General features: G+C 65.1%; 15 protein-coding genes. 3 read left to right on the top strand and 12 right to left on the bottom strand.

The window, feature by feature from the left end; translation table 11 throughout:
* Positions 1 to 56: 56 nt before the first annotated feature.
* Positions 57 to 1,229: a TetR/AcrR family transcriptional regulator gene (locus tag B3T59_RS15070; RefSeq protein WP_064861294.1), complete on the bottom strand. Its 1,173-nt coding sequence runs from the start codon at positions 1,227 to 1,229 to the stop codon at positions 57 to 59.
* A 126-nt stretch (positions 1,230 to 1,355) separates the two neighbouring features.
* Between B3T59_RS15070 and B3T59_RS15065 the strand changes: the two genes are divergently transcribed.
* Both B3T59_RS15065 and B3T59_RS15060 read left to right on the top strand, forming a co-directional pair.
* Positions 1,356 to 2,567 carry an acetyl-CoA C-acetyltransferase gene (locus tag B3T59_RS15065; protein ID WP_039856095.1) on the top strand — a complete coding sequence of 404 codons (1,212 nt, stop codon included), beginning with the start codon at positions 1,356 to 1,358 and terminating at the stop codon, positions 2,565 to 2,567.
* A 24-nt stretch (positions 2,568 to 2,591) separates the two neighbouring features.
* Positions 2,592 to 4,763, top strand: a complete 2,172-nt coding sequence (locus B3T59_RS15060; protein ID WP_287004069.1) for a 3-hydroxyacyl-CoA dehydrogenase NAD-binding domain-containing protein — start codon at positions 2,592 to 2,594, stop codon at positions 4,761 to 4,763.
* Between the two features lie 139 nt (positions 4,764 to 4,902).
* Here the strand turns inward: B3T59_RS15060 and B3T59_RS15055 are convergent, their stop codons facing one another.
* From B3T59_RS15055 to B3T59_RS15015, 9 genes are all read right to left on the bottom strand, one after another.
* On the bottom strand, positions 4,903 to 5,364 hold the full coding sequence (locus B3T59_RS15055; protein WP_287004067.1) for a hypothetical protein: 462 nt from the start codon (positions 5,362 to 5,364) through the stop codon (positions 4,903 to 4,905).
* A gap of 61 nt (positions 5,365 to 5,425) precedes the next feature.
* Positions 5,426 to 6,655 (bottom strand): DUF6745 domain-containing protein, encoded by a 1,230-nt coding sequence (locus B3T59_RS15050; protein ID WP_287004065.1) that lies wholly within the window; start codon positions 6,653 to 6,655, stop codon positions 5,426 to 5,428.
* 185 nt (positions 6,656 to 6,840) lie between these two features.
* Positions 6,841 to 7,557, bottom strand: coding sequence for a slipin family protein (locus B3T59_RS15045; protein ID WP_287004063.1), 717 nt, complete (start codon positions 7,555 to 7,557; stop codon positions 6,841 to 6,843).
* 453 nt (positions 7,558 to 8,010) lie between these two features.
* Positions 8,011 to 8,868, bottom strand: a complete 858-nt coding sequence (locus tag B3T59_RS15040; RefSeq protein ID WP_287004061.1) for an alpha/beta fold hydrolase — start codon at positions 8,866 to 8,868, stop codon at positions 8,011 to 8,013.
* A gap of 68 nt (positions 8,869 to 8,936) precedes the next feature.
* Positions 8,937 to 9,893, bottom strand: coding sequence for a R2-like ligand-binding oxidase (locus tag B3T59_RS15035; protein WP_287004059.1), 957 nt, complete (start codon positions 9,891 to 9,893; stop codon positions 8,937 to 8,939).
* 93 nt (positions 9,894 to 9,986) lie between these two features.
* Positions 9,987 to 12,143, bottom strand: coding sequence for an MMPL family transporter (locus B3T59_RS15030; protein WP_287004057.1), 2,157 nt, complete (start codon positions 12,141 to 12,143; stop codon positions 9,987 to 9,989).
* Between the two features lie 58 nt (positions 12,144 to 12,201).
* Positions 12,202 to 12,747, bottom strand: coding sequence for a potassium channel family protein (locus B3T59_RS15025; RefSeq protein WP_156529243.1), 546 nt, complete (start codon positions 12,745 to 12,747; stop codon positions 12,202 to 12,204).
* Positions 12,722 to 14,716 carry a M13 family metallopeptidase gene (locus tag B3T59_RS15020; protein ID WP_376782595.1) on the bottom strand — a complete coding sequence of 665 codons (1,995 nt, stop codon included), beginning with the start codon at positions 14,714 to 14,716 and terminating at the stop codon, positions 12,722 to 12,724. Before B3T59_RS15020 ends, B3T59_RS15025 begins: the two co-directional genes overlap by 26 nt.
* Positions 14,717 to 14,748: 32 nt before the next feature.
* Entirely contained in the window at positions 14,749 to 15,516 is a 768-nt protein-coding gene (locus B3T59_RS15015) for a pirin family protein (RefSeq protein WP_287004052.1), read from the bottom strand.
* A 375-nt stretch (positions 15,517 to 15,891) separates the two neighbouring features.
* Between B3T59_RS15015 and B3T59_RS15010 the strand changes: the two genes are divergently transcribed.
* On the top strand, positions 15,892 to 17,463 hold the full coding sequence (locus B3T59_RS15010; protein WP_231894938.1) for an NTF2-like N-terminal transpeptidase domain-containing protein: 1,572 nt from the start codon (positions 15,892 to 15,894) through the stop codon (positions 17,461 to 17,463).
* On the opposite strand, the gene B3T59_RS15005 is transcribed toward B3T59_RS15010, so the two are convergent.
* Both B3T59_RS15005 and B3T59_RS15000 read right to left on the bottom strand, forming a co-directional pair.
* Entirely contained in the window at positions 17,439 to 17,882 is a 444-nt protein-coding gene (locus tag B3T59_RS15005; protein WP_064861768.1) for a DUF3054 domain-containing protein, read from the bottom strand. The two genes, B3T59_RS15010 and B3T59_RS15005, sit on opposite strands and share 25 nt — an antisense overlap.
* A 68-nt stretch (positions 17,883 to 17,950) precedes the next feature.
* Complete coding sequence (locus B3T59_RS15000) at positions 17,951 to 19,084, bottom strand: TIGR00374 family protein (protein ID WP_064861769.1); 1,134 nt, start codon at positions 19,082 to 19,084, stop codon at positions 17,951 to 17,953.
* Positions 19,085 to 19,087 lie beyond the last annotated feature (3 nt).

Here is a 19,087-nt window from a genome sequence, read left to right as displayed (position 1 = left end):
ACTCCGGTACGCGCCGTGCTCGATGTGCATGAGTCAAAGGTAGCGGTTCGACGACCTCAAAGCCCCAGTACGCCCTTCATCAGGTACGCCATCTCGGCTGCGAAGTCGGGGCGGGTGGTGCCGCGGCGCATTCGCACGGCGTCGTTGACGATCGACAGGGCGGCGTGCACCGCGACCGCGCGCTGATCGGGCCGGACGTCGGGTTGGATCTGGCCGAGGAGGTCGATCCAGCGTCGGACGTAGCGGCGCTGGACGTCGAGTAGCTCCGCCGCTGTCTCCTGGCCGGCGAAGACCGCCGAGCTGTTGAACGCCACGGAGAGGTCGGGCGTCGAGGTGATCACGGTGACGTAGGAGTCGACGAGGAGTCCGAGGAGCTTGGCAGGGTCGGCGGTGGTGGACTGCGCGGCCATGACTCCCGTCTCCAGCCGCATGGCGCTGCGCTGGCCGATGCCGAGCAGGATGGCGAGCTTCGACGAAAAGTGTTTGTAGACACTGGGTCCGGTGATTCCGACGGCGGCGCCGATGTCGTCGACCCCCACGTCGGCGTAGCCGTGATCGGCGAACAGCGCGGCCGCGGCGTCGAGGATCTCGTCACGACGCGACGACGAGAGGCCCGCGATGGTGGGCTCGGGAGGTAGGTCGGGTGCGGTTGCGGGGCGCAGGTCGAGCAGTCGCTCGGTGAGTACGACGAGTTCGGCGCGCGCCCGGGCCGCCGACATCCGCGAGTTGTGTACCGCGAGGCTGCCCGCGACGCTCAGTGCCGCCCACCCCAGTGAGCGGGCCTCGCGGTCGGACAGGCCGGGACGCTCACTGACGATCGCGGTCGCCCAGCGCGCCAGTACCTGCTGGGTGCGCAGGACCATCTGCTTGTTCTGGTCCTCGGACAGATAGTTGCTCGTCCACCGCCACAGCGACACCGATTCGGGGTGGTGCACGCCGAGGTCGCAGAGTGCGTTGATCAGTTCGCCCAGTGGGCGTTGACCGTCGCCGAGGGTCCGGTCGGTGCACGCCTCGAGGTCGTCGACGCCCGCGAGTACGGCCGCGGACAACAACGCCTGCTTGTCGTCGAAGTGTCGGTACACCGAGGGCGCGGTCACGCCCGAGGCGCGGGCGATGTCGGCAACCGAGACATGCGGGTAGCCACGATCGAGGAACAGTGCCGCGGCATGGTCGACCAGCTGCCGTTTGCGGTCGGCAGGCCGTGTGCGGCGTGGCTTCTGAGTAGACATTGTTAATCGACCTTAGCTCAGATCTGCGCGCTTCCGCGACTATTTGACCACCTGCTATAGCCAAAGAAGTGATCCCGCGTTAGCCTCGTATGGTAACCATCGCTGGTTCATGTGAAAGGAACATTCGTGCCTGATCAAGCATTCATCTACGAGGCGATCCGTACGCCGCGTGGCAAGCAGCGCGGTGGGTCGCTGCACAGCATCAAGCCCGTCGACCTCGCGTCCGGCCTCATCAACGAGGTTCTCGCACGTCACGGCAGCCTCGACCCTGCCGACATCAACGACGTCATCCTCGGTGTCGTCTCGCCGGTTGGCGAGCAGGGCGGTGTCATCTCGCGTACCGCAGCGCTCAACAGCGGCCTGCCCGAGACCGTCCCCGGCACCCAGATCGACCGCTTCTGCGCGTCGGGCCTCGAGGCCACCAACCTCGCTGCCGCCAAGGTCGCGTCCGGCTTCGACGACCTCGTGCTCGCCGGCGGCGTCGAGTCGATGTCGCGTGTCCCGATGGGCAGCGACGGCGGCGCACTCTTCATGGACCCGACCACCGCGTACGACAACTACATCGTGCCGCAGGGCATCGGTGCCGACCTCATCGCGACGATCGAGGGATTCAGCCGCGAAGACGTCGACGCCTTCGCTGCAGAGTCACAGGAGCGCGCCGAAAATGCTTGGAACGGTGGATACTTCGCCAAGTCTGTGGTCCCGGTTCGTGACATCAACGGCGTGATCGTGCTCGATCACGACGAGCATCGTCGTCCGGGTTCGACCGTCGAGTCGCTCGGCAAGCTCAAGCCCGCGTTCGCCGCGCTCGCCGAGATGGCAGGCTTCGACGACGTCGCGCTGCAGAAGTACCACAGCGTCGAGAAGATCGACCACGTTCACACCGGCGGTAACAGCTCGGGCATCGTCGACGGTGCGTCGCTGGTCCTCATCGGTAGCGAAGAGGCAGGCAAGCGCAACGGGCTGACCCCGCGCGGCCGCGTCGTCTCCTTTGCCGAGATCGGTTCCGAGCCCACCATCATGCTCACCGGTCCCACCCCGGCCACCGAGCTGGCGCTGAAGAAGGCCGGACTGACCGTCGACGACATCGACGTCTTCGAGCTGAACGAGGCGTTCGCCGCGGTCGTCTTGAAGTGGATGAAGGACCTGAACATCCCGCACGAGAAGGTCAACCGCAACGGTGGCGCCATCGCGATGGGTCACCCGCTGGGTGCAACCGGCGCGATGATCTTCGGCACCTGCCTCGACGAGCTCGAGCGCACCGGCGGCCGTTACGGCCTGATCACCCTGTGTATCGGCGGCGGCATGGGCGTCGCGACCGTCATCGAGCGTCTCTGACCTACAGAAGGACTTTCAAAAGCAATGAGTGACAACATGATTGGCTGGGAGAAGGACGCCGACGGCGTTGTCGTCCTCACCATGGACGACAAGGCGCAGGGCGCTAACACGATGAACGACACGTTCATCGCCTCGATCGCCGCGACCGTCGACCGTCTCGAGGCCGAGAAGGACGACATCACCGGTGTCGTCATCACCTCGGCGAAGAAGACCTTCTTCGCGGGCGGCGACCTCAAGGACATGACCGCAGAGCGGACGCAGTCCAAGGAAGAGATCGCCGCGTCGATCACCGAGCGCACCAACGGCATGAAGACCGTGCTGCGTCGCCTGGAGAAGCTGGGCAAGCCCGTTGTGGCGGCCATCAATGGCGCTGCCCTCGGCGGTGGCCTCGAACTCGCGCTGCACACCCACTACCGCGTCATCGCCGACGTGAAGGGTGCCGTCGTCGGCCTGCCCGAGGTCACGCTCGGCCTGCTGCCCGGTGGCGGTGGCGTCGTGCGTACCGTCCGCCTGCTCGGCATGCAGAACGCGCTGATGGGCGTGCTGCTGCAGGGTCCGCGCTTCAACGCGACCAAGGCCAAGGAGACCGGTCTGGTCGACGAGGTGGTCGGATCTGTCGAAGAGCTCCTGCCCGCCGCGAAGGCGTGGATCAAGGAGAACCCCGAGGCACAGCAGCCGTGGGACAAGAAGGGCTACAAGATCCCGGGTGGTGCACCGACCAACCCGTCGGTCGCAGCCAACCTGCCCGCGTTCCCCGCTCTGCTGCGTAAGCAGATCAAGGGCGCGAACATGCCTGCGCCGCGCGCCATCCTGGCCGCTGCCATCGAAGGTGCATACGTCGACGTCGACACCGCCGACCTCGTCGAGACCCGCTACTTCGTCTCGCTGGTCACCGGCCAGGTCGCGCAGAACATGATCAAGGCGTTCTTCTTCGACCTGCAGACCATCAACAACGGTGGCTCGCGTCCCGAGGGCTACCCGAAGTGGCAGGCCAAGAAGGTCGGCGTGATCGGTGCCGGAATGATGGGCGCCGCAATCGCTTACGTGTCGGCCAAGGCCGGCATCGACGTTGTTCTCAAGGATGTGTCGCTGGAGAACGCGGAGAAGGGCAAGGGCTACGCGGTCAAGCTCGAGGAGAAGGCACTCTCCCGCGGCAAGACCACCCAGGAGAAGAGCGACGCGCTGCTCGGTCGGATTCACCCGACCGGCGATGCCGCCGACTTCAAGGGCGTCGACCTCGTCATCGAGGCCGCTTTCGAGTCGGTCGAGGTGAAGAACCAGGTGTTCCAGGAAATCGAGGACGTCGTCGAACCCGACGCAGTGCTCGGCTCGAACACCTCGACGCTGCCGATCACCATCCTCGCCGAGGGCGTGAAGCGCTCCGAGGACTTCATCGGAATCCACTTCTTCTCGCCGGTCGACAAGATGCCGCTGGTCGAGATCATCCGCGGTGAGAAGACCTCGGATGCGGTGCTGGCCAAGGTGATCGACTACACGCTGCAGATCCGCAAGACCCCGATCGTCGTTCACGACAGCCGTGGGTTCTTCACCAGCCGCGTCATCGGTACGTTCATCAACGAGGCCATCGCCGCCGTCGGTGAGGGCATCGAGCCTGCGTTCATCGAGCATGCGGGCACCCAGGCCGGCTACCCGGCAGCACCGCTGCAGTTGTCCGACGAGCTCAACCTCGTCCTGATGCAGAAGATCCGCAAGTCCAGCGAGGACGGCGCGAAGGCCGAGGGCAAGGAACTGCCGCAGCACGGCTCCTTCGAGGTCATCGACTACCTCGTCGACGAAGGCCGTCCGGGTAAGAAGGAAGGCGCGGGCTTCTACGAGTACGACGAGAACGGCAAGCGTGTCCGGCTGTGGCCGGGACTGCGCGACCACTTCAAGTCGGGCAGCACCGAGATCCCGTTCGAGGACATGCAGGAGCGCATGCTCTTCGCCGAGGCTCTCGAGACCGTGAAGTGCTTCGACGAGGGTGTCCTCGACTCCGTCGCCGACGCCAACATCGGCTCGATCTTCGGCATCGGCTTCCCCGCGTGGACCGGTGGCGTGATCCAGTACATCAACCAGTACGAGGGTGGACTGCAGGGCTTCGTCGACCGCTCGCGCGACCTGGCCAAGAAGTACGGCTCGCACTTCGAGCCGCCGGCCTCGCTCGTCGAGAAGGCCGCCAAGGGCGAGAAGTACTGAGTTCGCTGATCTGGCCGGGTCTCTGATCTGGCTGAGTCTGAAGTGACCCACACGAGGTGGGGGAGGAACTTTCCTCCCCCACCTTTTGTGTTCTCTGCTCAGTCGGCGGGATGGAGCGCACAGTCGGCGGGATGAGAGATCAGTCGGCGACGAAGTAGGTCCCGGATGCTGCGAAACCGTAGAGTCCGCTGCCCTCGCGCTGACGTCGAATCACGTAGCGGCCCGGGGCGATTCCCGTGGCGCCGTGTTCCGGGTGTATCAGGAAAGCGGCTTGCGAGGTGTCGATGATGCCCAGGGCGAGTCCCTCGGCATCCTGCACCGGCGACGACCAGGTGCAAGTGCCGTCGTCGGCAACAAGCGAGTGTGGGTTACCGCCTGCGGCGCTACGGAGAAGCTCGACGCCCTCGCGGCGTACGTGCGTCGTGTGCGTCCATGGCCGCGTCACGATCGCGTTGCGCACCATCGACAACGGAACGATCATGAGGTCGCCCTGGGCTTGTGGTCCGGAGATGACGGGGATTCTGATGCTGCGGTCGAGATGGTCAAGGACATCAAGTCCGCTGAAGGTGGTGAGGTCGTCGAGAGTGATGATCGAATTCATATGTGCACCTTGGGTTGTGGGAGTGTCGGACTGATTGGGAAATGCGAGAACAGCGTGGCCGTCAGGTCCTTCGCTGCAGGTTCGCGTACTGCGTGGTGGTGAGCCCGTAGGTCCACGCCGCAGCGTCGAGTGCCTTGTGTGTCCAGCCCGGAACCTGAAGCCCGTAGCGTCGTCGGGTGCCGTCGCGTTCGCGAGAACCGTTGACCACCAAAAGAATCTTTGCGTTCGTGCGCCAGCCGCTCGGTGTCGAGTACAGCTCGAGCGGGTGGCCGGGATTTCCGGGATCGTCGGATCGGTCGACGAGTCGGAGACCCGCCGCGCCGATGTAGGCGTCCCACCCGATCCGTTCGATCGCTGTGCGTCGAATCTCGATATTGCGCTCGTTGCCGATGCGTTCGGGTGTCGGGTCGGTCATCACCCAGTCCGGGACGAGGGTGCCGTGCACGGCGTAAATGGCTGCGCCGTCGCGGAATTCGACGGCCGCAAGGCTGTCATGGTGGAGCCTGCGTTGACTGTGTGTGCCTTCCGGGGTGGGCTCGGTGTGAATGGCGACGGGACGCTCGGCGAGGATGCAGACGTCGTCGAAGGGCCACCACCAACCTGTCGATGCACACAGGGCGTTCTGCAATTGCAATAGGTCGGAGTCGCAGTCGGTGACGTGAAGGAGCCCGAGCCGTCGAGCGGCGTCGACGTGGGCGAGCCGGTGTGCTTCCTGCTGCCCATACCACGTGATGACGCCTGGGAACGATGGCACAAGGCGTCGGATGGCGACGACCACCGATCCGAACAGGCTGGTGTGCAACGAGTCTCGGATGCCTGCCCCGATCACGGATCGTAGACCGATGCCCTCGGTCAAGCACTCGTCGAGCGTCAGCGTCAATGCGCGCACAACGTCGGGTGGAGCGATCCCATACTGCGAGCGCAGCGAACCGGAGAGTGTGGATTCGACGCGACGCCGCGAGTTCGACAGTAACCCTGCGATACGACGATTGGCTCGGGATTCAGAGTTGCGGGTGACGACGGACGTCGCGGCGAGGATGAGTGGTACCGCGGCCTGCGGCGAGTTGGTCCACACAAACTCGGGTGGAGACTTGTCGACGCGCGAATAGAGTTCCGCGACAGCGGCTTCCGTGGTAGTCCGGTCGGCTGGAGCGGTGTTGAGGCCGTGTGCGAGCCACCTGTCGCGAAGCGCCGAGAGGTCGGAGGCTTCGAAGCGAGGGTGGTGCTGGGCGCGAGGGTGCCCATGAGTGTCGGCGCCGGAGAAGGCCGGGCCGAGTGGTGCGGCGTTCACGCGAGAGTGGCGGAATCCGCCTTTCCGTTGATCATGGTGGTCAAGAGTGGCACGCGATCACATCTCGCGCAACCCCGGATGTCTGGTCGGTACTTTCGCGCAAGGGATGTGTCCCCGAGATACGACAACGTATCTCGGGAACACATCCGCTACGCGGCAACAGGTTTGCCCGCGATCACCCGGGCTCAGTCGGTGCCGGAATCGGCGTCGCTGATCGCCAGCACGAACTTGGTGCCGTACGGCGCATCCTGCACCAGACGCAAGCGTGCCAGTGCGGGGTGGGCGTCGAGCACGCGACCGGCGTTGGCCAACGAACGCAGTGCAGCAGTTTCTGCGCGTGCGGTCTCCAGCTTGGCCAGTCCACGTGCCTTCGCAGTGACCAATTCGGTTGCTGCCGAGCGGATCTCGGCGGGCAGGATCACGTCCTTGACCACAACGTCGAGCACCTCGATTCCCGTTGCCTGGCCGGCACGTGCGGTCGCGGCGATGATCGGCCCGGTGTCGACCGTGTCGGCTCGGGTGATCACCTCATCGACGGTCACGGCCGCGCAGACCTCACGCAACGCCACCTGCGCGGCGAGGTAGACCGACGCCCACGGATCGCTGGCCCGCTCGGTGAATGCGACCGCGTCGACAACCGTCGCGCGGACGGCCATCGTGACGCGCAGCGACACGGAGTCGGACGTCAGAATGTCCTGCGGAGCGAGGGTCATGACGCGCTCGCGCACGTCGACGAACGTGTATCCGGCGCCCCTGCGCGTGCGGTACTCGCCGGGCGAAAGGTGCCGGGAGAGTTCGCCATTGCGGTACTCGAGACCCTTGTACCCGATGGGTACGGAGATCTTGGGGAACCACCGCTTGGCGGGCTTGGTCGCCAGGCGGAGTTCGGTGAAAGCAGACATGATGCGAACCTCCCTTCGCTTGTCGCGCATGTCGTGTGTGCAAGTAGTTGCTGGCTGTGTATTCGGTTGTGGCGCAGATTGTTCGGCGGGCGACACCGCCCGCGGGAGATCGCGTCGATGGGGTCGCCCGTCGACCGACCGAAGTCGGACGTCGGACGACCGCAGGACCGGCGTCGACCTTGGGTTCCCGGGGGCGGCGTCTGGTGAGGAGTTGAACCTCGGGCTGTAAGAGCCCTGCCATTTCCGTGAATGGTGCTCGAGAGTCCAACGCGCAGAACATGATCGCCGGTACCCCGGGATCGGCTGCTCTCTCGTGCAAGAGGTAACGATGCCAGAGCGGATTGGGCGGGGCAACGGGTTTTACGGGCCGGGGTGGGGTGGTTTCGACTTCGGTGCTCGCAAGCTCGCGCCGGCTCAACCAGCGGATAGGGCGCGCTCGACCAGCGGTGCGGATCAGCGCGCCAGGAACGCGGCGACCGTCGACTCGAAGGCCTCTTTGGCCTCGATCATCACCCAGTGTCCGCAGCGGGGGAAGATGTGCAGCTCGGCGTCGGGGATGAGACGCATGGGGGCGAGGGCCATGTCGGGTGGACTCACGCGGTCGTCGCGGCCCCAGGTGAGCAGTGTGGGGCAGGAGATCTTGTGCATCATCGCCCAGTAGGGCGGGATGTCGGAGGTTGCGAGGAATTGCTGTTGCATCTCGAACGATGCCGAGCCGTACATCGCGCGGCCGGTGGCGAGCGCTTCGGGATTCATCGCAGCCTCCCACCGCTCGGAGATGAGTTGCTCGGTGACGAGGTCCTTGTCGTAGACCATCGCGCGGAGCCAGCGGATCAGCTTGTCGCGGTCCGGATTGTCGGCGAACTCTTGGAGTAGCCGCAATCCTTCACTTGGGCTCGGGCTGAACAGGTTTGGCCCCACACCGCCGATGGTGACGAGCTTTTCGACGCGGTCGGGTTTGCGGATCGCGAGATTGACCCCGACGACGCCACCCATCGAGTTGCCGATCATCGGTGCGGCGGCGATCCCGAGTGCGTCCATGAACGCGAGCACAGACTTGCCTGCGGTGAGAACGGGCATGCCCTCCCAGGGATCGCTGACGCCGAAGCCGGGGAACTCCAGGACGAAGCAGTGGTGCGTTTCTGCGAAGACCCCCAGGTTGCCGCGATAGTTGCGCCAACCCGTCACGCCGGGGCCGGAGCCGTGAAGCAGGATCAGCGGCGGTGCGCCGGGGTCGCCCGCTTCGTGATAGCGCAGCACGCCGTTGGCGGTGCTCAGTTCGCGTTTGGTCTCGTCGTAGGTGACATCCACACGATCAGACTAGAACGTGTTCTAGTTTCTTGTCACGAGTTGGGCCGCTCAGGCGCCGAGGGCCGCGTTCATGCGCCGAGGGATTCCGCGTCCTCTTCGCCGAAGCGCTCTTCGAGCAGTTCGGGCGAGACGTCGAGGTCGATTTCCTCGACGGGCCGGCCCCGCGCCGATTCGATGGCGCTGAGCCGACGCTGCGCGCGGTCGGCGGCGTAGGAGAGGAACTCGGAGTTGTCGATTCCGAACGGCGGCTCGTCGAATTGGGCGTTGACCCACTCGATCATCCCGAGCGCGAGCGGCATCAGTTCGCCCATCCGAACGCCGACCGCCTCCCACAGGCTGTCGTCCGCGGCGACATGGCGGCGACACGTGAAGGTGCCCCACGCCATGTGGCGACGCTCGTCGTCGCCGATGAACTTGATGATTCGTTGCATGCCGGGCAAGATTCCGCGCCTGGTGCAGATCCGCTGCCATGCGTAGTAACCGGTCAGGGCGAGTGAGCCCTCGATGACGTGGTTGTAGGTGACGCTGGCGCGGATCTGGTTGAGCGGCGACGGATCGTTGTCGAGGCGGTGAAGCGATTCGGGGAGTTCTTCGTAGAAGAGCTGCCGGTAGTAGGGGTTGTCGGCGACGTAGGGGTTGAGGTCGTCGGTGAGGCCGATGGAGTCCATCCAGAGCCGGAAGACCTCGGTGTGCTTGGCCTCTTCGAAGCAGAACTGCGACAGGTACATCTCGTCGCCGAACCGTCCTTCGGCGGCCATCGCCTTCATGAACGGCTGGATGTCCTGGGTCACCGCCTCCTCGCCCGCGACGAACTGCGCGACGAGAAACGTTGCGCTGCGCTGTTGTTCGGCGTCGAGCTCGTACCAGTCGGCGGCGTCGCGCGACATGTCGATGGCCGTGGGGTCCCAGAACCGTGCATTGCCCTTGACGAACAGGCGCAGCGGCAGGGATTGCCAGTTGAGGCCGCCGCGTCGCAGCGACGCGAAATCCTGACGAGTGATGGGCTGACGATCGGCGAGAGTCATGGCGCGCCGATCAACGATCGTTCGGGACTCATACGCTGACGTTAGCGCGGTGATCGAACAAGGCCGATTGAATTCGGCGAACTCTCAGGTTACTCACGCGTCACTTGCGTCGCCGTTCGCGAGTGCCTTCTGGCTGGGGGTCGTCTCGCTCTCGGTGGTCTCACTCTCACTGGTTCGGCGCGACAGCTTGCTGGGCCACCAGATCCGTCGTCCGATGTCGATCGACAGCGCGGGTACGAGCAAGGTCCGCACGATGAGCGTGTCGATCAGGACTCCGAACGCCACGAGGAACGCCACCTGGGCGAGGAACAGCAGCGGGATCACGGCAAGCGACGCGAACGTCGCGGCGAGCACGACACCCGCCGAGGTGATCACACCGCCGGTCGCGGTCAGCCCGCGGATCACACCCTGGCGTGTGCCGTGGGTCTTCGACTCCTCACGGACCCGGGTCATCAGGAAGATGTTGTAGTCGATGCCCAGCGCGACAAGGAACACGAACGCGAACAGGGGAACTACGGGGTCTGCACCGGGGAAACCGAAGGGTCCGTTGAACAGCAACGCCCCGACGCCGAGCGTCGTCGCGAACGACAGCACAGTGGTGCCGAGCAGAATCACCGGCGCGACGATGCTGCGTAGCAGCAGGATCAACACCGCGAGCACCACGAGCAAGACGATCGGGATGATCAGATTGCGGTCGTGCTCGGCTGTGGTGCGGGTATCGAGGTCGGTTGCGGTCGTACCGCCGACGACTGCGTTCGCGTCGTTGATCGGATGGACCCGCTCGCGGATGCGCACGACGGTGTCCTGTGCGGCGAGTGAGTCGGCGTTGTCGGTCAGCGTCGCCTCGATGGCCACGCGATTGTCGCGGACCACAGGCGTCTGGCCCGCGGTGTAGACCTCTGCCCGCGCGACGCCGTCGACGCTCTTCACAGCGTCGAGAACGGCCGAGCCCTGCGGGGCGTCGGCGATGAGCCACGTCGGGGAGCCGCTGCCGGCGTCGAAGTGGCGGGCCTGGACGTCGGCGCCTTCGACGGACTCGACGCTGCCGAGGAAGAAGTCGGTCTGGGCGATGCCGTCGGAGCGGAACATCGGGGCGAATGCGGCTCCGATGAGCAGCACGACCAGGGTGGATGCCCAGATGACTCGCGGTGTGGACGCGACCCTCTCGGCGATCCGGTGCCAGAAGCGGTGCGTCGAGGTGTTGGTGCCCGACTCGGCGAGGTGGGGTCGGACGGGCCAGAATGCGGAACGGCCGAGGAGTGCGAGAACCGCGGGCAGGAACGTCATCGACGCGAGGAACGACGCCACGATGCCGATCGCTGCGACCGGGCCGAGGCTGCGGTTGGAGTTGAGGTCGGAGAACAGCAGACAGAGCACGCCGAGGATCACCGTTCCGGCCGACGCCGCGACCGACTCGATCGTCGCACGCCACGCAACCTTGATCGCCTGGTACTTGTCGACGGTCTGTGTCAGCTCCTCACGGAAGCGCGACACCAGGAGAAGTGCGTAGTCGGTCGCTGCACCGAACACGAGGATGAACAGGATGCCCTGGCTCTGGCCGTTGAGGTCGAACACGCCCTGCTTTGTCAGGAAGTAGACGGCACCGGACGCGAGTCCGAGCGCGAAGATCGCCGAGATGATCACGACGAACGGGAGGATGGGGCTGCGGTAGACGATGACGAGAATGACGATCACCACTGCGCCCGCGACGAGCAGCAGTAGGCCGTCGATACCCGCAAAGGCCTCGCCGAGGTCGGCGACCTGCCCGGCCGGGCCGGTGACGTAGACGCTCAGTCCGTTGGGTGGATTGGCCAGGAGATCGCGGAGCTTCTCGACGGTGTCGGCAGGCTCGCCCGCAGTCGAGATCGGCACGATGAGTTCGGCTGCCTTGCCGTCGGTGGAGCGGATCGCCGGTGAGAAGGCTTTGCCGAATCCTTCGATGCCCGCGAGCGGCGCGATGGTGTCGGTCAGGTATGCCGCGTCGGCGTCGGTGAATCCCGACGAACGTTCGGCGACGACGATCGCGGGGATGTAGCTGGTGTCCTGGAACTTCGCGAGTTCGTCGTTGACGCGGGTCGACTCGGCCGAGGCCGGCAGGAACGCGGTGTTGTCGTTGGTGGAGACCGACGCGAGCTTGCCCGCGAACGGTCCGGTGAACGAGCCGACAACAATCCAGGCGAGGATGCCGAGTGCCGGGATGAGCCAGCGGAGACGAGAGGTCGACGACGCGGTCCGCTGTGGGGTGGCCATGCCGTCTATCTTGGCATGCTGCCCGAAATGCCCGGTCGAGTCAGGGGTCCCGAACGGCTCAGTCGGAGGAGCGCCTCGACGAGACGAGCAGCGTGACGAGGCGGATGCCGAGGCCGATCAGGGCAAAACTGCTCGCCATCTGGATCGACACGACGATGCGCGCTGGTTGCGACACCGCGGCGATGTCGCCGAAGCCGGTGGTCGTGAACACCGTCAGGCTGAAGTAGAGCGCGTCGACCCGCGTGAGTCGGAGATTGAAGCTGTCGGTGCCGTACTCGGAAAGCAGGAAGTACGTGGTGGCGAAGGCGACGATGTAGAACGTTGCGAGTGCTGCGATCATCTCGACGGCTGTCGCGACCGGATACGGAGACCGGATGAAATGTCGAATCTCCCAGCCGCAGAACGCGATCAGCAGCAGTGCCCCCACGACAAGGCCGAGGAACTTGGCGTCGTTGCCCTGATTGATCGGCAGCAGGAAATAGCCGACGAGCAGCACCAACCCCGCGAGCGCAGGACGCAGCAGTGCGCTCGCGAGGCGTGGGGCACTGATCGCCGAATTGCCGCCGGAACTCGGGGGCTTACCAGATGCGGACACGGTCGACATCAGGCAGGAACAACTCGTCGCCCTCGGCGACGTCGAACGCGTCGTAGAAGGCGTCGATGTTGCGAACGACACCGTTGCAACGGAATTCGGGCGGGGAGTGGGGATCGATGGAGAGTCGACGAATCGCCTCGGCGTCGCGCGTCTTGGTGCGCCAGATCTGCGCCCAGCTGTAGAACACACGCTGGATGCCGGTCAACCCGTCGATGACCGGGGGCTCGGTGCCCTCGGTGGCGAGGCGGTAGGCGACAAGTGCGATCGACAGCCCGCCGAGGTCGCCGATGTTCTCACCGATGGTGAACTCGCCGTTGACCTTGTACTTGTCGTCGAGTCCTTCGGGGGTGAATTCGCCATACTGTTCGATCAATGCCTTTGTGCGCTTGGAGAATTCGGTGCGATCGGCATCGCTCCACCAGTCGACGAGGTTGCCGTCGCCATCGTACTTGGCGCCCTGGTCGTCGAATCCGTGTCCGATCTCGTGGCCGATCACCGCGCCGATCCCGCCGTAGTTGGCGGCGTCGTCGGCGTCGGGATCGAAGAACGGCGGCTGCAGAATCGCTGCGGGAAAGACGATCTCGTTCATGCCGGGGTTGTAGTAGGCGTTGACCGTCTGCGGCGTCATGAACCACTCGTCGCGGTCGACGGGGGAGCCGATCTTGGAGAACTCTCGCTCGTTCTCGAATGATGCTGCGCGCGCGTAGTTTCCGATGAGATCACCACGGTCGACGGACAGAGCGCTGTAGTCACGCCACTGCGCCGGGTATCCGATCTTGGGGGTGAATTTCTCGAGCTTGACCAGCGCGCGCTCGCGGGTCGACGGTGTCATCCACGGGAGGTCGGAGATGTTCTGGCGGTACGCCGCAACGAGGTTGGCGATCAGCTCGTCCATCCGGGCCTTTGCCTCGGGCGGAAAATGCTCCTCGACGTAGAGTTTGCCGACGGCGAATCCCATTGCGCCCTCGACGAATCCGACGCCGCGCTTCCAGCGGTCGCGGATGGCCTCGGCGCCCGTGAGGGTGCGGCCGTAGAAAGCGAAGTTCTCGTCGACGAACTCCGACGACAGATACGACGCGGCCGAATGCAGCAGCCGCCAGGTCAGCCACGTCTTCCAGTGCTCGAGCGGCGACTCGGCGAACAGGGTGGTGACGTCGTCGACGAACGAAGGCTGACCGACCACGACCTCCGCGAAGGTGACGTCTCCGACGGTCCCGAGGCCGCCGAACCACTCGTGGATGTTGAAACCCGAAGTGAGCGAATCGAACTCGCCGAGAGAGAAGAGGTTGTAGGTGAGGTCGGCGTCGCGTCGTCGAACCACGTCCCAGTGATGGCCCGCGATGGCGGTCTCGAGGTTGAGCACCGTGGTCGCGCGCTCATCTGCGTCGTCGTAGCCTGCGAGCGCGAACATGCGTGAGACGTGATCGCGATATGCCCCACGGGTTTCCGCGTGGTTGTCGTCGCGGTAGTACGACTCATCGGGCAGTCCGAGACCCGACTGCACCACGTGCACGAGGTAGCGATCGGATCGCTTGGCGTCGGTGTCGACGTAGAAACCGAAGAGTCCGCCGACGCCGTGGCGCTGCAGACGGCCGATGCGTCCGGAGAGTTCGTCGGTCGACGTGACCGCTTCGATGGCTTCGATCTCACCGCGGATCGGACCGATCCCGAGTGCCTCGATGTGATCGGTGTCCATGAACGACCCGAAGAGATCGCCGATCTTCTGGGCGTTGGAGCCGCTTGGCGGATCGGCCTCGGCACATGCGGTGATGATGTCGCGGACGTTCTCCTCCGCACGATCACGCAACACGTGGAATGCTCCGTCGACCGAACGGTCGTCGGGGATCTCGTGGGTATCGAGCCACTTGCCGTTGACGTGGGAGAACAGGTCGTCCTGGACGCGGACGGCATCGTCGACCCACTCGAGGTCGATGCCGGAAGGAAGGGAATCGGTCTTCGAAGCAGTCACGACGTCTATCCTGTCACGCCACCGCGCGACCTTCAGTTGAGTCAGGGCTCTCCGAGTGCTTTGTTCATCGCCCAGATCAAAACCTCGGCCGGCCCGTCTCCCGCATCCGATCGCAGCGTCGCTCCAGAGGTTTCGACGCCGCGCGCAGCGTCGCCTGCTGCGAGGGTGATCTCGGCGACCTGATCTGTTGTGGACAGCACGGCCCGGCCGTCGACGACGAGGACATGGGTGAACCGAGCGTCGGGGATGGCGACCGAGGTGCCCGGCGCGATACGGGCGGCGAACAGCGTCGCGGCACGGTTGCTGATCGTGATCGCGGCTTCCGCAGCGGGGTCGCCCGACGCCACGGCGACGAGATCGCCTCCGGCGAGTGCTGCGGAGATGTCGCGCTGCTCGTACGACGGTGTGATGCCGTACTCGTCGGGTACCAGCCACATCTGTATGTAGTGGACCGGTTCGGAACCGGATTCGTGCAGGTCAGGCCACGGGTCGTTACGTTCGGTGTGGTCGATGCCGGAGCCGGCGCTCATTCGTTGGGCGAGACCGGGATAGACGACGCCGGTGTGACCTGCAGAGTCCGTGTGCACAAACGTGCCGGAGACCACCCATGTGACGATTTCGGAATCCGAATGATGGTGGGCATCGAATCCATGTCCGGGTAGTAAAACTTCTTCATTGCATGCAATGAGAAGTCCATGATGGGTGTTTGATGGATCGTAATGATCGCCGAATGAGAACGAGTGACGGGAGGTCAACCAATCGGTCGACGTCACCTCCCGGACTCCGGCTCGGAACACCGTGAAGACCATGACCCATTATGGGCATCGGCTCTGACGCGGAGTTCAGGCCGCCACCGCGCTGCAGCTGAGGTCGACTCCGGCGTGGCAGAGGGTTCAGACCTCCTCGTCGACTCCGCTCCTCGTGGCGACGAATCCGACGGCGAGAAGCTCATCGACCCGGCCACCGCGAAGTCCCTGGCCGCCGCCCCCGATCGGGCGGCCGACCGTGAGACTGATGGGGACCGAGACGAGATCGTGACTAGTCCGAGTTCTGACCGCAAGCAGGTCAGTGATGTGACTCGTGTGACTAGAGTGAACAATGGGACTATGAAGTATTGCTTGCGGTGGGTAGCTCTTGTTGCCTGCGTAGTCCTCGTCGGTGCTGGCGGTTTTGTCACCTGGCGCATGCTCTCCAGTGGTCCCGACACCGGTGCCGCGGCGGCGGTCAGCGAGTTCGCCAGCGCACTGAGCAGGAAAGACGCCACCGCAGCAGCGTCGTACACCACTGCCCCCGGTCAGGCCGCAGACGCTCTGACGCAGACCGTCACAGCGATGAATCCCCAGTCGATCGACGTCGACGTCGACAAGCCGGAGGAGTACAGCGACGGCACCGCGTCGTTCAACCTGAAGACCACCTGGCGGTGGGACAAGGACCGCTCGTTCGAGTCGGCGACGTCGGGCACTGCCCGCCACCTGAGTTCTGGTTGGAAGATCACCTGGGATCCCGCACTCCTGGCCCAGGGAATGCCCGTCGGCGGCAACCTCCGTGAGGTCCGGACCGACGCGCGGCCCGCTCCAACGGTCAACAGCGTGTCCGGCAAGCCCTTCATGGTGTTGGCGCCGGTCAACGAGATCGTCCTCGACCCGGCCAAGACCAAGGACCAGGGGGCGTCGGTGCGCGCACTGTCGCGGACATTGGCACCGATCGCGCCGTTGATCACGCCGGACGTCATCAACGCGAAGCTCGCGGCAGCACCGGGCAAGCCGATCATCGCGGTGACCCTGCGCGATCCCGACATGGGTGTGATGACCAGCGATCCGGCGGCGATTCCAGGAGTGTCGGTCAACAAGACCGGCATGCTCGTGATGGCCGACCGTCGACTCTCGTCGCCGCTCGAGCCCGCACTGACCAATTACTGGCAGGCGATCGTTGATGCGACCGCCGGTTGGCAGGTCCAGATGGTGGGTCCGGGCCTCGCGCCGCGCAAGCTCGCGGGGGAGCAGGGGCCTCCCGGTCCCGACGTCGCGACGTCGATCAACCAGCAGGTGCAGTTGACCCTCGGTGACGCGGCCGTCGAGGTCGGACAACCGGCGACCATCATGGCGCTCGACGCCGGGTCGGGTCGGATTCTCGGTCTGGCGCAGAACGATTACGCCGCCGAGCGTGGAAACAGCGTCGACCAGCAGTATCCGGTCGGGGCGACGCTCGATCCCGTGTTCTCGGCCGTCGACAAGGCCACGTCTTCGCGGGAGTCGAACAACGAGTCGTCGGACACGGCGCTCGACCGACTGGGGCTCGGCGTCACGTTCACGGTTCCGGGCGCGTCGACTCCGACCTCCCCGAAGCCGGGTGTCGCGACGATTGACTACCGGCCCCAGTCGGCAACGGCGACCATGCTGAACATGGCTGCGCTCGGTGTGTCGATGGCGCGGGCCAACGCGGGCACTCAGAGTTCTGTTGCTCCCGCGGTCATCTCGGGTGCCACGACCAAGGTCGACGGCGGTTCACTCGGAGCGATCGACAAGTCGGTGAGCGCGCCGATCCTCGCGGCGATGACGACAACAGCCAAGACCGGCGACGCCAGTGACCTCACTCGCGCGCCCGGCCTGAAAGCGCTGGTCGGAACCAACGGACCGCAGGGTCCCGGCTGGTTCATCGGCATTCAGGGCGGCAAGGTCATCGTGATCTACACAGAGGGTGAGAAGTCGGGGACCGCTGCACTACAGGTCGCTCAGAAGTACTTCCGCATCGCGTAGGCGACGACCGCGCGCCAGCCCAGCATGAACAGGCCGAGCGCGATGGTCGCGACGATGATGAAGCTCAGCGCGATGCCCTGGTGCAGCAGGTAGCGCAGCACCATGCCGATCGCGACGGTGCAGATCCAGATCGTCAGACCGGTCGGAACGATGCGTGCGGGCCGGAAGTCGCTGCCGAACCACTCACTCGACCCGACATGTGAATAGACGTAGGCGATCGACCAGCCGGCGGCGGCACCGACAAGGAACGGCCAGAGGGTCTGCAGCACTCCGACCAGCGCGAAGCCGTCGTGGTGGTTCGCCCTGCCGATCATCACGAACACGACGACGGCCACGAGGTCGCACAGCGCTGCCGCGGCCAGCGGGAACGTCGTGGTGTGCCGACTGCTGGTCGGATCCCTCACGTCAGACTTCGACATGGGTATCAACGGTAGCGTCACCCATCGTTGATGACGTGCTGCGGGTGGCGGGCGACAGACATGAAATGTCAGTCCGGGGGCGGTTCAGGTCCGTATTGTCTCCGCTCCGGAGCCGCGTCCGGGTCGAAATCGCCCGACTCGACGTCGCGATCGATCTCTTCTCCGATGGAGTCGTCGGTACGGATTCGCGACCGGAAGAGGAAGAACACGACGATCCACCCGATCACTGCGACCAACACATAACTGATGATCCGGTAGACGAGTACCGCGGTCAGTGCGTCGGCGGCTGGCATCCCCGCGCTGGTCAGCGCTGGGACAAGCACGGCGTCGACCACTCCGATCCCGCCGGGAAGCAGTGGAATCGCGGTACCGACGGCCTTGCCCGCCGCGTAGGCGACCATCAGTCCGGAGACGCTCGGATGGGCTCCGACCGCCCAGCACGCGAACATCAGGCACGCGACGTCGGCGATCCAGTTGAACAGGCTCCACGCGAAGGCGACACTCGTGTCACGACGGGTGAGTTGGACCGCGCGCAACTGTTCGAGTGTCTCCAATAACCGCGACACCCCGTGATCCGACGGCTTGCTGCGCACCTGGTTGATCCAGCCGAGGATGCGTTCGCCAGTGGACTGCAGCGACTCCGGATGGCTGGCGAGATACTGCAGGACGACGGCCACCGCGATGAACCCGACCGCAGAGAAGACCACCGAGAACGGGCTGGTCTTGGCGCCCGCGAGCAGTGCGCCACCGAATCCGAGCACTGCGAGTCCGACACCGGCGAGCAGCCCGGACATGACCACCTGCCACGACGCGACAACGGGCGAGGCACCCCACTTGCGTGTCTCGCGGTAGGTGAAAGCGGGTGCGAGTACCTGACCACCCGGCAGCGTCTGGCTGACCGAGTTCGCGGCGAGGACCACCGATAGTGACTTCCACTCGGAGACACGAACACCCGCCGACCGCAGCAGCGCTCGCTGTACCTGCGCGAAACTGTCCATCGAAAGCAGGGCCGCGACGACGCAGGCGACGAGCCACACCCAGTCGAGATCGCCGATCCGGTGAGCTGCTTCCTCGAGTTTCGGCCAGATCAGCACGACCTCGACCGCCAGGATGGCCACCACGACGGCCGTCAGGATCCACCGAACCCACCAGAAGCGAGAGCGAGGGACGGTACCGTGGACCGCCGGTGTATCCGACGTCATACG

The organism is Gordonia sp. UBA7860, assembly GCF_002500165.1.
GTDB classification, from domain to species: Bacteria; Actinomycetota; Actinomycetes; order Mycobacteriales; family Mycobacteriaceae; genus Gordonia; species Gordonia sputi.
This window is presented reverse-complemented; position numbering and strand designations above follow the sequence as displayed.